We start from the raw sequence: 13951 nt of genomic DNA on the forward strand, positions 1-13951 counted from the left end.
TGCGTCACGGACAGTCGAGCACGATCCCGGGTTATAAACAAGATGTCGTGTTGACAACCAGACGGACTGGTTACAAATGAACCACTCTGGGTAATGTCCACCGCATGAGCAGGACCATACGGGGACTCGACGCCGAGCAACGCCGCGCTGAACGGCGTGAGCAACTACTGGATGCGGCGCTCACCTTGTTCGCGGCCAATGGCTATCTGGGGACGTCGATCGAGCAGATCTGCAGTACGGCGTTCATCGGGACGAAGAGCTTCTACGAGCTGTTCGCCAGCCGCGAGGAGTGTTACCTGGCCTTGCTGCGGCGTACATCCGAACGCCTCGAGGAGCGGATGGCGGAAGCGGCCGCGCAAGCGAGTGGGAACGAGCGACAGGAAGCCCCACGCCTGCTCGAGACCTTCGTGCGCGCGCTCGTCGGCGACCCGCGGATCACGAGGGTCACTTTCGGGATGGCAGCCGGCATTTCGGAATCGGTAGAGCGGCAACGCCGTACCAATCGCCGCTGGGCCGCGGGATTTCTCGTGCAGCTCTGGGACAGGTACGACGGACCGCAGAAGGAGGAGGAACGCGCCGTACGGCACAGCGTCGCGATCGGTCTCGTCGGCGGCATGTTCGACCTGATCGCGGACTGGCTTCTGGACGCGGACCTCACCGACGAGCGTCAGACCGAGGCCCTGACCGACGACCTCATCACCTTCTACATCACCGTGCGCCGCGGCCTCTCGACGTAGCTCGATCGTCACCGTCACCGTCGAGCAGCCGGTCGACCATCGGCGGGCTCACAGTTCGGGGACCGCCAGGAGCGGGCCGGCGACGGTGTGGCTGACGACCGGGCCGTCGCGGCAGACCAGCAACGGTCCCAGCTGGCAGTGCCCGCACAGGGCGATCCCGCACTTCATCGAACGTTCGAGAGACACCCGGATCCGTTCGGCCGGAACCTGGTCACGAAGCAGGACGCGGGCGCTGAAGCGCATCATGGGCTCCGGGCCGCAGAGGAATGCGACGGTTCGTTCCGGATCGAGCTGCAGCCGGGCGAGCGGCTCGGTGACGAATCCGACCGGGCCGTCCCAGCCGGCGGCGGGTCGGTCGACGGTGAGCACGACGTCGAGGTCGCCGCTCGCCGCCCAGACATCCGGCTCGGCGCGGAACAGGAAATCGTCCGGAGTCCGCGCTCCGGCGATCAGCACGACCCGGTGGTACGCCGATCGTTCGGCCAGCGCTGCCAGTAGGACGGGACGCAGCGGTGCCAGGCCGACGCCGCCCGCCACCACGACCAGGTCGTTGCCAACGGCATCTTCCGGCGCCCACGTCGTACCGAACGGACCACGGACGCCGATCACGGCGCCGGGCTGCGCCTCGTGCAGGGCCCGGCTGACGGCGCCGACGGACCGGACGGTGTGGAGCAAGGTCCCGTCGTCGCCGATCCCGCTGATCGAGATCGGGATCTCACCTACGCCGTACGCATACAGCATCGCGAACTGACCGGGCCGGAAACGGTCCAGTGAGCGGTCGACCGGCTCCAGCCCGAGCGTGACCGCGTCGTGGGTCTCGATCGTGCGACCGATGACCCGGTAGCCGACGGGCAGCATCGGTTCAGTCATGGCTGTACAGGTCGAGCAACCGCGCGCGGGTCGACTGCAACCGGTCGAGTACGACACCCAGCAGGTGTCGCGTCAGCACGTACCCGAGGCGAGGATCCTGGTCCGCGAGTGCCTTCAGCTGCTCGCCGTCGAACACCGTCGCCTCGACCGTGCCGACCGCACGGGCACCGAAGTGCCAGCGGTACGGCGGGATCAGCCAGGACCAGCCGAGCAGATCGCCAGGGCCGAGGGTCTGGACCACCACCTGACCACGGCCGGGAACCGTGCTGTCGAGCGCGACCCGGCCGTGCCGGATCAGCCAGCAGAACCCGGCGTAGCCGCCCTCGTCGAACAACCGCTCGCCGTCGTCGTAGAACTCCTCGTGGGAGGTGCGGAGGAGCGCCTCTCGCTCGTGGGCGCTGAGGCCGTCGTAGAGGCCGGCGCTAGACATCCGCGGACTCCGCGAGCCGACCGACCTCTTCGGTCAGGTCGATTCCGACGGGGCACCAGGCGATGCAGCGGCCGCAGCCGACGCAGCCGGAGGCACCGAACTGATCGTGCCAAGTGCCGAGTTTGTGGGTGATCCACTGCCGGTACCGGCTCTCGCCGGAGCTGCGAACGCTGCCGCCGTGCACTGAGGAGAAGTCGAGTTCGAAGCAGGACGACCAGCGCTGCCAACGCTCGGCGTGGTCGCCGGTGAGGTCGGTGACGTCCTCGGTGGTGGTGCAGAAGCACGTCGGGCAGACCATCGTGCAGTTGCCGCAGGTCAGGCACCGTTCGGCGACGTCGGCCCAGTGCGACGACTCGCGGCTGCCGGCGAGCAGGGCTCGTAGGTCGACCTCCGGCATCGCGCGTCCCATCTGCTGCGCGGCCGCGTCCATCGCCGCCGATACAGCGTTCGTGTCGGCCACAGAGGCGTCGCGATGCTCGATCCGGGCGAGGAGATCGTGTCCGGCGTCGGTTCCGGCCTCGACGAGGAAATGGCCGGTCATTTCGGTCAAGGTCAGGTCCGCGCCCGGTCCAGCGGCCGGACCCGTTCCCATGGAGACGCAGAAGCACACCTCACCGGGCTCGGTGCAGTTCACTGCCACGACGAACAACGACTGGTGCCGAGCCTGGAACGAGCCGTCCGGATGCCGGCCTCCGCCGAGTACGTCGCGAAGCTTCCCGATCGCGGCCAGGTCGCACCCGCGGACACCGAGCAGCGCGTACCGCGGCGCCTCCTCGTCGGCCGGCCGGAACGAACCGTTCCCGTCGGTGGACCACAGCTTGCGGCGGGACGGGTGCAAGAAAGTCTTCCACGACTGCGGTCCGGCCGAGTGGGCGAAGATCGCGTCGTCATCGCGCCGCCGTAACCGGTAGTACCCCGGACCGGTCTCGACACCCCAGCCGGCGGGCAGTTGACCGGCGTCGGTCAGTTCGGCCAACTGGATCGCGCTGTCCGACTTGGTCGGCCCGATCACCTGGTAGCCGTCCTCGATCAGCACCTCGACAAGGGCGCTGAGATCGTCGACGATCACCTGGCTCATAGCGTGATCCTGCCGGGGCCGGCGTACCGGCCCCAGGGGCGAAGGTCCCGGCGGACGCGGCCGTCGGTCCCTGGCAGGAGCAGCCGGAACCTGGTGTGCTGGCGGGAATGAACACTCCGACGCTAGCGGTTTTCAAACTCGCCTCGTGTGACGGTGCCAGCTCACCGTGCTGGACTGCGAGGACGAGCTGCTCGCGCTGGCCGGGCGGGTGCGGATCGCCCACTTCCTGGAAGCGTCGAGCGCGGTCCAGCCGGGGCCGTACGACGTGACGCTGGTCGAGGGCTCGATCACCACTGCCGCCGACGCGGAGAGGATCCGGCGGATCCGGGCGGAGTCGCGGGTACTGGTCGCGATCGGTGCCTGTGCCACCGCCGGTGGGATCCAGGCCTTGCGGAACTTCGGTGACGTCGCGGAGTTCGCGTCGGTGGTGTACGCGCGGCCGGACTACATCGAGACATTGGCCACTTCGACTGCGGTCGCCGATCATGTGGCGATCGACTTCGAGCTGCGCGGTTGCCCGATCGACAGGCGGCAACTGCTCGAGGTGCTGACCGCGTTCCTGGCCGGTCGCAAGCCGGACTTGCCGGACACCTCCGTGTGCACCGAGTGCAAGCGGCGCGGCCTGACTTGCGTGATGGTGGCGGAGGGCACCCCGTGCCTCGGACCGGTCACGCAGGCCGGGTGCGGGGCGCTGTGTCCGGCGTACCGGCGTGGTTGTTTCGGCTGCTTCGGGCCGATGGCGAAGCCCAATGTGGCGGCCCTGATTCCGCGGCTTCGCGAAGCCGGGATGAGCGAGGGCGAGGTCGATCGGGTGTTTCTCACCTTCAACGCGGCAACCAAGGGCTGGTCGTCGTGAGTCACCGGGCGAGACAGCTGAAGGTGAGTTCGCTGGCCAGGGTGGAGGGGGAGGGTGCGCTACATGTCACTGTGCGGGACGGTGTCGTGGAGCGCGCGGACCTGCAGATCTACGAGCCGCCGCGGTTCTTCGAGGCGCTGTTGCGCGGACGCGGCTACACCGAGCCGCCGGACATCACCGCCCGGATCTGCGGCATCTGTCCGGTCGCGTACCAGACCAGTGCCTGCAACGCGATCGAGGACGCGTGCGGGATACAGGTCGGTGGCGCGATCCGCGAGCTGCGGCGGTTGCTGTACTGCGGCGAGTGGATCTCCAGCCATGCGCTGCACATCTACTTGCTGCACGCACCGGACTTCCTCGGCTATCCGGACGTGATCGCCCTGGCGACCGATCATCGCGACATCGTCGAGCGCGGGCTGCTGCTGAAGAAGGCCGGCAACGCGATCCTGGAACTCGTCGGCGGCCGCGCGATCCACCCGATCAACGTCCGCGTCGGTGGCTTCTACTCGGCACCGGGTCGCGCTCGGCTGGATCGGTTGGCCGAGCAGCTGCGTCCGGCGCTCGACGCCGCGATCGCGACAGTGCACTGGGTGGCCGGATTCGACTTCCCCGACCTTGAGCTGGAGCATGAGCTGCTCGCTGTCCACGACCCGGCGCGCTACGCGATCGAGAGCGGTACGTCGGTACGCCGCAGCGCCGGGCCGAACTTCGCGGTCGATGCCTTCAGCAATCACGTTGTCGAGGAGCACGTGCCGCACTCGACCGCGCTGCACGCCGGCCTCGACGGGGGCCGGTACCTGACCGGGCCGCTGGCACGCTACACACTGAATCACGAACAGCTGTCACCGCTGGCGTCAGGGCTCGCGGCAGACGCAGAGCTCGGGGAAATGTGCCGCAATCCGTTCCTGAGCATCGTGGTCCGGGCGATCGAGACCGTGTACGCCGTCGAGGAGGCGCTCCGGCTGATCGAGGAGTACCAGCCACCAGAGCCGTCGTACGTCGCCGTACCGGCCCGGGACGGGGTAGGTCACGGCGTCAGCGAAGCGCCCCGGGGTCTGCTGTACCACCGGTACGGGATCGGGTCCGACGGCCTGGTCCGGTCGGCGACGATCGTGCCGCCGACGGCGCAGAACCAGGCCGCGATCGAGGACGACCTGCGGCGGATCGTGTCGGCCAACCTGCACCTCGACGACGAGGCGCTGGCCGGATTGTGCGAGCGGACGATCCGCAACTACGACCCGTGCATCTCCTGCTCGACCCATTTCCTCGACCTCACCGTGGAGCGGCGATGACGACGTTCCGTCGTCATCGGGGTGGGCAACGAGTACCGGCGCGACGACGGCATCGGTCCCGCTCTCGTCGCCGCCCTCGAGGACCGTCGGCTGCCTGGTGTGACGCTGCTCGTCTCGGACGGCGAACCTGCGCGCCTGATCGACGACTGGGCCGGCGTTCCACTCGCGATCGTCGTCGACGCCGTGCTCTGCGAACCGTCGGCACCCGGTGAGTTCTACCGCACCGATGTACCGATCCACGAGCATCAGCACGATCCCGGCCTCGAGAGACGTCCGCACTCGGCCGGTTCACACAGCCTCGGCATCCCCGACGCGCTGAGGCTCGCACGAGCCGTGGACCGTCTGCCGCACCGACTCGTCGTCTACGCGGTCGAGGCCGCCGACGTCACCTTCGGCACCGATCTCTCGGCACCGGTCGCCGCCGCGCTACCCCGCCTCGTCGACGCCGTGGTGACCGAGCTGAGTCGATCGCGTGAATGAGCGGGGGAAGCGTACCGCCGCTACTGCAGCGGGCCGAGATGTACGGTGAACGGCTGGGGAAACCGCTACTCCGTACCCTTGTGCCTCGCTTCCCTCGCTCACCATCAGTACACCTCGCAACACCGCCGCACCGCAGGGCCGAAGGTCACCTCCCGGGAGGGGCTGTCGGCTCTCAGGCCGGCAGCTTCGTGTCGCGGTGGCGAAGCCAGAGGAGGCCCGCGAGCGTGATGGAGGCTGTGGCGGCGAGGAGTCCGGAGACGGGAAGGACAGTGATCTCGACGGCAGGTGCCTTCGGAACGTGGGTGAACGGCGACGAGTTCAGCGCCCACTGCGGCAGGTTCAGCCCCGGTCCGAACAACGGCCCGGCGAGGATCGACCAGAGCATCACGGTCCACGAAGCCACGACGGCGTACCGGGGGAGGACGGCGATGAGCGCGACCACCACGCCGCCGATGACCAGGATCCCCGGCAACTGCACCAGGGCCGGGCCGACGACCCGTGCGATCTGTCGAGCGGGATCTCCGAGTGTGCCGCCTGCTGTCGTGCCTACGCCGAGCGCGAACAACAGCACCAGCGCAATCGCGCCGAGCAGCGCGGTGACGGCGTAACCTGCGACCCAGCGGATTCGGCCGACCGCGGTCGCCAGGATTACCTCCAGCGGGCCGTCGGCCTCCTCGGTCCGGAGACGGAGCAGGACCTGTACGACGTACATCGCGGCCGCCGCACCGGCCATCTGGAGGATCGAGGCGCGGTACGCATCGACGATCGACTCAGTGCCACCGGTCTCGAGATACCAGTCGCGAGAGGCACCGGTGCTGTCCCGCACTTGCGCTGCCAGGCCACCCATCACGAGACCGAAGCCCAGCATCGCGACTGCCCAACCGAGCAGGGCGCCGCGCTGCAGCCGGAACGCGAGGCCGAACGGGCTCCGCAGCGCGCGACCCGCCCGTGCGGGTCCGGCGCGCTGCGGAACGAGCCCGGAGCCGAAGTCGCGCCGGGACACCAGTACGCCGGCCAGGGCGACGCAGGCGCCGGTCAAGACCACGGCCAGAACGAGCGGCCACCAGTGATCGCCGCCGAAGGGTCGCATTTGCTGACCCCAACCGATCGGCGAAAGCCACGAAGGCCAGGCACTGTGGACCGTCAGTCCGGTGGAGTCGACCTGACCGGCCATATTGCCGACTCCGCTGAGCAGGAACGACACTCCGAGTACGGCGGCGGCCATACCGCTCGCGCCGCGTGTGGTTGATGCAAGCTGAGACGTGACTGCGGCAATGCCTGCGAAGACGATGCCGACACCCGCCACCGCCGCCCCGGCGACGAGTGAACCAGCCGTAGGCTGCCCGGTCACGATCAGGCCGAGCGCCAAGAGCAGCGCAAGGACGACATTCGCTGCGACGGTCACGATCATCGCGGCGGCGAGTGCTGCGGCACGGCCCACCACGGCGGCGCCGACCAGCTCGGCCCGGCCCGTCTCCTCGCCCTGCCGAGTGTGCCGGACGATGGCGAAGGTGCTCATCAGCGCGGCGAGTACGGCGAGCAGGAGGAAGTCCCGCACCATCGCGTAGGCACCGATCGTGGCGCCCGACGCCAGGCCCAGCATGCGTATCCCGGCGCTGCCGGCGGCGACCTCGGTGTCTTGCACGAGGTCCGCGTGATTGCTGAGCTCGGACGCCCACAGCGCGGTGGTCGCGGACAGGAATCCGGCGAGCGCGAGTATCCAGATCGGCAACGTGAGCCGGTCACGTCGCAGCGCGAGGTGGGTCAGCCGTACGGTGCCGGCGAGAGCGTTCATCGCGCACCAGCCATGTCGTCGTAGTGGCGCAGGAACAGCTCCTCGAGCGTCGGCGGCGTACTGGTGATCGACTGGACGTCGAGAGCCACCAGATGCTCGAGCACGTGGTTGATCTCGCCTTGATCGACGGTGAAACGGATCTGTTGACCGTCGTTGGTCAGATCATGCACGCAGGTCAGTGCGGCGAGCCCGTTGACGGGGCGGGCGGTGACCGCGGTCACGGTGGTGCGGGTCAGGTGCCGCAGTTCGTCGAAGGTCCCCGTCTCGACTGCGCGGCCGGACCTGACGATGGTGACTCGGTCGCACAAGGCCTCGACCTCGGACAGGATGTGGCTGGACAACAGGACGGTTCGACCGTCCGCGCGGAGTTCGTGGACGACGTCCTGGAACACTGTCTCCATCAGCGGATCCAAGCCGGACGTCGGCTCGTCGAGTAGGTACAACTCGACATCGGAGGCGAACGCCGCGACCACCGCCACCTTCTGCCGATTGCCCTTCGAGTACGTACGGCACCGCTTGGTCGGGTCCAGTGCGAAACGTTCCAGCAGGTCTTTGCGACGGACCTCGTTCAGGCCGCCGCGGAGTTCGCCCAGCAGGTCGATCACTTCGCCACCGGTGAGGTTCGGCCAGAGGCTGACCTCGCCCGGTACGTAGGCGAGCCGCCGGTGCAGCCTGGCCGCGTCCCGCCATGGATCGCCGCCCAGGAGTTCGGCGTCTCCGGCGGTACGGCGCAGCAAACCCAGCAGTATCCGGATCGTTGTGGTCTTCCCGGCTCCGTTCGGACCGAGAAATCCGTGCACCTCGCCCTCGGAAACGGTCAGATTCAGGTGGTCGAGAGCCCGGGTCGTCCCGAAGTCCTTCACGAGCCCGGAAACGCGAAGAGCGGCCATGGTGTTCACCTCGTCCGAAGCAGTCCACCTTCCACCTCACCCCGAGCCGGCCGAGATCCCCAGGGGCGACAGGCCCGGCGTCGTGCTGCCATTGGTCCCTGGCGGACTAGGTCGGGTGAGGGCTCTCCTCAGTCGCGGGCGACCCAGGTGTGGGTGTCACCCGGTCTGAGCGATCGGCTGTCCCCGTAGCAGCGGACCTTGATGGCGGGGCCTGGTCCGGGATCGACGGTGACCGTGACTGCAGTGCTCGAGACCTCGGCGACCAGTCGGTGACCGCGGTAGCGAAGCACCATTCGGAGCGTGCCGAGCTTGGCCGGCCAGCGCGGGCGGAAGCGCAGGACGTCGTTGGTCATCGTCAGGCCGGTGAAGCAGCGTTGGATGAGGTCGGCGCTGCCTGCCATGGCGGCGAGGTGGATTCCCTCGGCAGTGGTTCCCGTGTGCTGTGCGTCGCCGGCGTCGCTGTGCAGTGCCTGCTCGAGGAAAGCGAGCGCGCGGTCGGCATCCAGGGTCGCGAGACCCCAGGCGTGGACGATGGCGCTGAGCGACGAGCCGTGGCATGTGCGCGCGAGGTAGTACTCGACGGTCTTGCGGACGACGTCGGCGGACAGCGGATACCCGAGCCGTTCCATCAGGCCGTAGAGGTCCCGGCGCGGCAGCAGATAGAGCAGCATCAGTACGTCGGCCTGCTTGGAGACCTGGTACGCCGACACGTCGTGGCCTTCGGCCTCGAGGATCCGGTCCAGCCGCCGGATGTCGCCGTACGTCGCGCGGTACCGAGGCCAGTCGAGCTCGGCCAGTTGTTCGTATCCCTCGAACTGGCTGATCACGCCGTCGTGAAAGGGCACGTAGAGGCGGCGGGTCAGCTCGTCCCAGTGGTTGAGCTCTTCCTGCCGGAGCCCGAGGGACTCGACGAGTTCGATCCGGCGCCAGGCGGGTAGGCGATCCAGGGCGCGGGCAGCGATTCCGAAGAGCCAGACGGCCATCATGTTGGTGTAGGCGTTGTTGTCGATGCCGGGATTCGGCCGGCCGGGATACGAAGTGTGGAACTCGTCCGGGCCGACCACACCTTTGATCACGTAGCGATCGCGCGTGGCGTCGTATTCGGACAGGTGGGCGAAGAATCGAGCGACTTCGACGATCACCTCGGCGCCGTGGTCGCTGAGGAAATCGAGGTCGCCGGTGGTCTCGACGTACTGCCACATGGTGTAGGCGACGGCCAGACCGACGTGTCGTTGCCGGAAACTGGCGTCCTCGGTCCAGTGACCGGACAGCGGATTGAGGTGGAGGCGCTGGCTCTCCTCGCGGCCGTCGCTGCCGGACTGCCAGGGGTACATCGCGCCGGGTAGGCCGATCTGCCATGCCGCCAGCCGGGCGGCCGGCAGGCGGCGGTGCCGGTAGCGGAGCAGGGCGCGGGTGAGTTCGGGGATGCGGAGCGTCAGGACCGGGAACACGAAGAGTTCGTCCCAGAAGACGTGTCCGCGGTAGGCCTCACCGTGCAGTCCGCGCGCCGGCACGCCGGTGTCCGCGTCGACACTGTGGGGCGAGACCGACTGCAGCAGGTGGAAGATGTTCAGCCGGAGTGCGGGCAGCGTTCCGTCGTACGTCTCCTCGAGATCGACCTCGAATCTGCGCCACAGCTGGGACCACGCCAGGACATGTGCCTCCAGCAGATCGCAGAAGCATGGAGCGTTGTCCAACGCGAGCTGCGTGGCCAGTTGGGGTTCGGAGATCCCGACGTCACGCGACCCATGGATCGCTGCGACCTTCTCGACGCCGACGACGTCACCCGCCGTCACATCGACCGTGAGTTCGGCGTAGGCGGACGTGGTGTCGATGGACGTGGTCCAGTGTTCCAGCGGTGATCCGTTGTGGGAGGCAACGGATCTGGTGCCGACCGAGACCCGATGGCGCGACTGGCTCATGGTCGCTGTCACCAGGAGATCCCCGTCGGCAATCGAGGATCGTAGGTCGGTGAGGTGGTGCGTAGAGAGCTTGCGATACCGCTCGACGCCGGAGTTCGTGACGTTGCCGCGCACCGCGGATCCGATACGGAGCCGGCCGGACCAGTTCACGACCGTGATGGTGAGGGTCTGGCCGGCGAGATGGGGGTCGGCCATGCTGACGAAGCGGCGTTCGACGGCGCGAAGCTCCCGGCCGGCGGTGTCGCGGAGGTGGAACCGGCGAGTGACGACGCCGCGCCGGGCGTCCACTTCGAGGGCGTACTCGAGAACCTCGCAACTGTCCGGCGTCCACCACTCGCCGTCGTCGACGGCGAAGGTGAGGGGCAGCCAGTCGGGCAGGTTGACCAGGCTCTCGTTCTCGACGTCCAGGTCGTCGACGGTGTCGGTCAGCCGGTTGTAGTAGCCGGCCAGGTACGTTCCCGGGTAATGGTGGTCACCGGCGACGGCGCCTGCCCAGGCTCCGCGGGTGGCGACGTACCCGTTGCCGGTCGTGCACAGCGCCTCCCGCCGGCACTCATCGGCCGGGTCGTAACCGCTGAAGGCGAGAGTCCACTCAGGCACGACGCTCATGACTCGACTGTGCGCCGTGCTCCACGACCGGTGTAGAGCCGAAGGTCCTGCCGGACCGAACTCTTCGGCGGACGGTCTCGGGGCTTGTGGGTGCGCTCTGCGCGCGATGCTCGCCTGGCAGGGACTTGCGGGCCGTCTCGGAGGGACCTTTGGCCCTATGGGGATATGCGCTAGTCCGGTTTGGTGGGCCCCGAAGGGCAGTCGCTGAGTGCGACGGAAGCGTCGCTGTGCGAACTGCCGTCGGATCGAGGAACGAGGGGGATCCACTATGCGCGGACGCTTGCGCCTTGGAGGACGAGCGGGACTGGTGCTGCTGGCAGGTGTGAGCCTGCTGCTCGCCGGTACTTCGGTGTCATCCGCTGCGGAGCAGAAGACGACGGGAACGGCCGCATCGGCTGCTCTGGTCGTCAAGGACAACGACTTCAACGGTGACAGCAACTCGGACGTCCTGTCGGTCGACGCGGCCGGCCGGCTGTGGCTCTACCCGGGCAACGGTGCCGCGGGCTGGCTGCCACGCATCGGCTACAGCTACGGCTGGGACGCCATGACCGCGATCCTGGCGCCGGGGGACTTCGACGGGGACGGGAACGCGGATCTGATGTCGGTGGACAGCACGGGGTACCTGCGGCTGTACGCCGGCAACGGCAAGGGCGGTTGGCTGTACTGGAAGCGCTTCGGGGGCGGCTGGAACGCGATGACGTCCGTCTTCGGACCGGGGGACTTCAACGGTGACGGGCACATGGACCTGTTGGCGCGGCAGAGCACGGGGCAGCTGTGGCTCTACCCGGGCGACGGCAAGGGGAGCTTCCTGTCGCGGGTGGGATACGGCTACGGCTGGAACGCCATGACGTCGCTGCGGGGACCCGGCGACTTCGACGGTGACACCTTCGTCGACGTGGCGGCTCGCGACGGGGACGGGAACCTGTGGCTGTACCGCGGCGACGGCAAGGGTGGTTGGCTGCCGGGCCGCACCCTGATCGGGAGCAGCTGGCAGAACCTGACGGCGATCGTGACGCCGTGGGACTTCAACGGCGACGACAAGGTCGACCTGCTGGTCCGCAACGCCGGCGGATACCTGTACATGTACCGCGGCAGCGGTACCGGCGGATGGATCCTGCCGCCGGTGCTCGTCGGTTCAGGCTGGAACAGCATGACCGCGATCACCGCCTGACACCGGACCGGCCCGCGTCACGAGGTGGTGCGGGCCGGTATCCCCGGCCGATACCCCGCACCGGGAGCGACCGCGCGGCTGATCCGCGCCGGATCCGCGGAGTCGACAGGCCTGGGCTGGTACTGCCGTAAGTCCCTGGCGAGCCGAACCGGGTGGGGGCAGCGTGGTCGTATGAGGCACTTCTTGGCGTCACGTCCGGCCGAGTTGCCGGCCCTGCTCGACCACTGGGTCGCGACAGGTGTGATCACGCCCGAGCAGGCCGCGCGGATGCGCGCGGACCTCGGCGCTATGCGTCCGCGGACCTTGACTGTTCTGCCGACGCCGACGCCGACCTCGACCCCGGCACCGGCGCCTGTGGTGGCACCGGCAGAGCGCCGGCAGGCTTCGATCGCGATCGAGGCACTCGGCTATCTCGGCAGCCTGATGATCGTGATCGCGTCCGTGCTGCTCGCATCGCAGTATTGGGACGACCTGTCGGCGGCCGGTCATCTGGTCGTCGTCGGCGCGGCCGCGGTTCTGCTGCTGGGCGCCGGGTTCGCCGTTCCTGCGCGGCTCGGCGAGGCCGCCGTGCGGATGCACGCCGCGCTCTGGATCGGCGCGACGCTGTCCACGGCCGGCTTCCTCGGCATACTCGGCGACGAGGTGCTCGGCTGGTACGACGCGGATCTCGCACTCCTGGTGTTCGCCGGGACCACAGCGCTCGCCGCGGTGCTGTGGTGGCAGTTGCCGACAGTGGTACAGCAAGCTCCTGTGGTCGTCGGTCTGGCGGGCGTAGCCGGAGCTGCGGCCGCCCAGTTGGAGGTCGACCACCTGCCGGGGATTGCGGTGTGGGGCGTCGGCGCGATCTGGTTCCTGCTCGGCTGGGGGCGTGTCGTACGGCCGCGGTGGGCCGCCTTGCTGTTCGGTGGAATCGCTGTGATCGTCGGCCCGGGCATGACGATGCCTGCCGACGGCGGGATCGTGCTTGCGCTGGCGACGATCACCGCGTTGCTGTGTCTCGCGGTCCTGGCCCGAGACCTGTTGATCCTTGCCGTGGGGGCTTGGGGAGCGTTGCAGTTCCTGCCGATCGCGATCAACGAGTGGTTCCCGGGCGAGCTGGCGGCCGCGGTCGTGCTCCTGGTCGTCGGCGGACTGCTGGTGGTGGGTGCCGTCTGGATCGCCAGACGCCGGACAGGAGGTTCGGCTACCGCGCAACGCCGCGCCTACACAGTCCCGGCCGGCGCCGCGCTGATCTCCAGTGCCTGTGTCGCTGCCGGGGTCACCGCCGTGATCCTGGCCTGGGGCCTGACCTGACGAACGCAGCTGGACGCGGGACAGTGGCGCGCCGGCGAGCCTACCTGCGGGCGGCGTGCTCCAGTTCAGAGGTGAGGCGGCACGGCTGGACGACCTCGGTGCACGCAAAGTGCGGGTCGCGGGTGGGTGCGTCGTGGTACACCTCCCAGGCGTCGCCGCATCGGATGGCGTGCGCGTCCTTCAGCCATTCGTCGACGGCCTCGTACGCCTCGCCCAGCTCGTCGTACGGACCGATATGCCACGCCACGACGACAGTGCCGCCCGGCAGGGACGAGGGCTGGACGGTGCCGTCACCCACGATGAGGGCGTCGACGGGGAAACCGGTCTCCACCTCGAACCGGTGCGCCGACCGGACGTGATAGCGAGCGAACGGGAAGCCGCGCGGGGCGATGTCGTGCCTGCGCAGGTACGCCGCGACGTGGTCGAGAGCCGCCGGGAACCATGTGCTCAGCTCCGCGCGGCGCAGTGTCGCTCGGATGACTGCGGTGCGCTGCGCCGGAACTGTTCGTGACTCGGTGTGCATGTCTG

The 13951-nt window shown here is 68.6% G+C and carries 13 protein-coding genes; 6 read left to right on the plus strand and 7 right to left on the minus strand.

What is annotated here, in order from left to right:
• Positions 1-104 precede the first annotated feature (104 nt).
• A complete protein-coding gene (locus tag BJY22_RS24290) occupies positions 105-737 on the plus strand; it encodes a TetR/AcrR family transcriptional regulator (RefSeq protein WP_167210445.1) in 633 nt (210 codons plus the stop codon).
• Positions 738-785: 48 nt separating this feature from the next.
• Here the strand turns inward: BJY22_RS24290 and BJY22_RS24295 are convergent, their stop codons facing one another.
• The 3 genes from BJY22_RS24295 to BJY22_RS24305 are packed head-to-tail and all read right to left on the minus strand — an operon-like array spanning position 786 to position 3115.
• Entirely contained in the window at positions 786-1607 is an 822-nt protein-coding gene (locus tag BJY22_RS24295) for an FAD/NAD(P)-binding protein (protein ID WP_202891240.1), read from the minus strand.
• A complete protein-coding gene (locus BJY22_RS24300) occupies positions 1600-2037 on the minus strand; it encodes a Crp/Fnr family transcriptional regulator (protein ID WP_167210449.1) in 438 nt (145 codons plus the stop codon). Before BJY22_RS24300 ends, BJY22_RS24295 begins: the two co-directional genes overlap by 8 nt.
• Positions 2030-3115 (minus strand): 4Fe-4S dicluster domain-containing protein, encoded by a 1086-nt coding sequence (locus tag BJY22_RS24305; RefSeq protein ID WP_167210452.1) that lies wholly within the window; start codon positions 3113-3115, stop codon positions 2030-2032. The genes BJY22_RS24300 and BJY22_RS24305 overlap by 8 nt, the downstream gene beginning before the upstream one ends.
• Positions 3116-3281: 166 nt before the next feature.
• Here BJY22_RS24305 and BJY22_RS24310 point away from each other — a divergent pair, with 166 nt between their 5' ends.
• The 3 genes from BJY22_RS24310 to BJY22_RS24320 are packed head-to-tail and all read left to right on the plus strand — an operon-like array spanning position 3282 to position 5743.
• A complete protein-coding gene (locus tag BJY22_RS24310) occupies positions 3282-3971 on the plus strand; it encodes an NADH-quinone oxidoreductase subunit B family protein (protein WP_202891241.1) in 690 nt (229 codons plus the stop codon).
• A gap of 41 nt (positions 3972-4012) precedes the next feature.
• Positions 4013-5263 carry a nickel-dependent hydrogenase large subunit gene (locus tag BJY22_RS24315; protein WP_202891242.1) on the plus strand — a complete coding sequence of 417 codons (1251 nt, stop codon included), beginning with the start codon at positions 4013-4015 and terminating at the stop codon, positions 5261-5263.
• 21 nt (positions 5264-5284) lie between these two features.
• Complete coding sequence (locus tag BJY22_RS24320; RefSeq protein ID WP_337758912.1) at positions 5285-5743, plus strand: hydrogenase maturation protease; 459 nt, start codon at positions 5285-5287, stop codon at positions 5741-5743.
• A gap of 172 nt (positions 5744-5915) precedes the next feature.
• Here the strand turns inward: BJY22_RS24320 and BJY22_RS24325 are convergent, their stop codons facing one another.
• From BJY22_RS24325 to BJY22_RS24335, 3 genes are all read right to left on the minus strand, one after another.
• Complete coding sequence (locus BJY22_RS24325; protein WP_167210457.1) at positions 5916-7538, minus strand: ABC transporter permease; 1623 nt, start codon at positions 7536-7538, stop codon at positions 5916-5918.
• A complete protein-coding gene (locus BJY22_RS24330) occupies positions 7535-8428 on the minus strand; it encodes an ABC transporter ATP-binding protein (protein ID WP_167210460.1) in 894 nt (297 codons plus the stop codon). The genes BJY22_RS24325 and BJY22_RS24330 overlap by 4 nt, the downstream gene beginning before the upstream one ends.
• Before the next feature lie 128 nt (positions 8429-8556).
• Entirely contained in the window at positions 8557-10959 is a 2403-nt protein-coding gene (locus BJY22_RS24335) for a glycoside hydrolase family 65 protein (RefSeq protein ID WP_202891243.1), read from the minus strand.
• A 307-nt stretch (positions 10960-11266) separates the two neighbouring features.
• Between BJY22_RS24335 and BJY22_RS24340 the strand changes: the two genes are divergently transcribed.
• Together BJY22_RS24340 and BJY22_RS24345 are read left to right on the plus strand one after the other, a co-directional pair.
• The gene (locus tag BJY22_RS24340) at positions 11267-12130 is read left to right on the plus strand and encodes an FG-GAP-like repeat-containing protein (RefSeq protein WP_167210463.1); all 864 of its coding nucleotides are present in this window, start codon (positions 11267-11269) and stop codon (positions 12128-12130) included.
• A gap of 171 nt (positions 12131-12301) precedes the next feature.
• Complete coding sequence (locus BJY22_RS24345) at positions 12302-13423, plus strand: DUF2157 domain-containing protein (protein ID WP_167210466.1); 1122 nt, start codon at positions 12302-12304, stop codon at positions 13421-13423.
• A gap of 40 nt (positions 13424-13463) precedes the next feature.
• On the opposite strand, the gene BJY22_RS24350 is transcribed toward BJY22_RS24345, so the two are convergent.
• Positions 13464-13946, minus strand: a complete 483-nt coding sequence (locus tag BJY22_RS24350; protein ID WP_167210470.1) for a GyrI-like domain-containing protein — start codon at positions 13944-13946, stop codon at positions 13464-13466.
• Between the last annotated feature and the right edge of the window lie 5 nt (positions 13947-13951).

The organism is Kribbella shirazensis (assembly GCF_011761605.1).
GTDB lineage: Bacteria > Actinomycetota > Actinomycetes > Propionibacteriales > Kribbellaceae > Kribbella > Kribbella shirazensis.

Bases quoted from the DNA above. Each gene is read 5' to 3' on its own strand.
- BJY22_RS24290 (WP_167210445.1), top strand. From the start codon at position 105: ATGAGCAGGACCATACGGGGACTCGACGCCGAGCAACGCCGCGCTGAA.
- BJY22_RS24295 (WP_202891240.1), bottom strand. From the start codon at position 1,607: ATGACTGAACCGATGCTGCCCGTCGGCTACCGGGTCATCGGTCGCACG.
- BJY22_RS24300 (WP_167210449.1), bottom strand. From the start codon at position 2,037: ATGTCTAGCGCCGGCCTCTACGACGGCCTCAGCGCCCACGAGCGAGAG.
- BJY22_RS24305 (WP_167210452.1), bottom strand. From the start codon at position 3,115: ATGAGCCAGGTGATCGTCGACGATCTCAGCGCCCTTGTCGAGGTGCTG.
- BJY22_RS24325 (WP_167210457.1), bottom strand. From the start codon at position 7,538: ATGAACGCTCTCGCCGGCACCGTACGGCTGACCCACCTCGCGCTGCGA.
- BJY22_RS24330 (WP_167210460.1), bottom strand. From the start codon at position 8,428: ATGGCCGCTCTTCGCGTTTCCGGGCTCGTGAAGGACTTCGGGACGACC.
- BJY22_RS24335 (WP_202891243.1), bottom strand. From the start codon at position 10,959: ATGAGCGTCGTGCCTGAGTGGACTCTCGCCTTCAGCGGTTACGACCCG.
- BJY22_RS24345 (WP_167210466.1), top strand. From the start codon at position 12,302: ATGAGGCACTTCTTGGCGTCACGTCCGGCCGAGTTGCCGGCCCTGCTC.
- BJY22_RS24350 (WP_167210470.1), bottom strand. From the start codon at position 13,946: ATGCACACCGAGTCACGAACAGTTCCGGCGCAGCGCACCGCAGTCATC.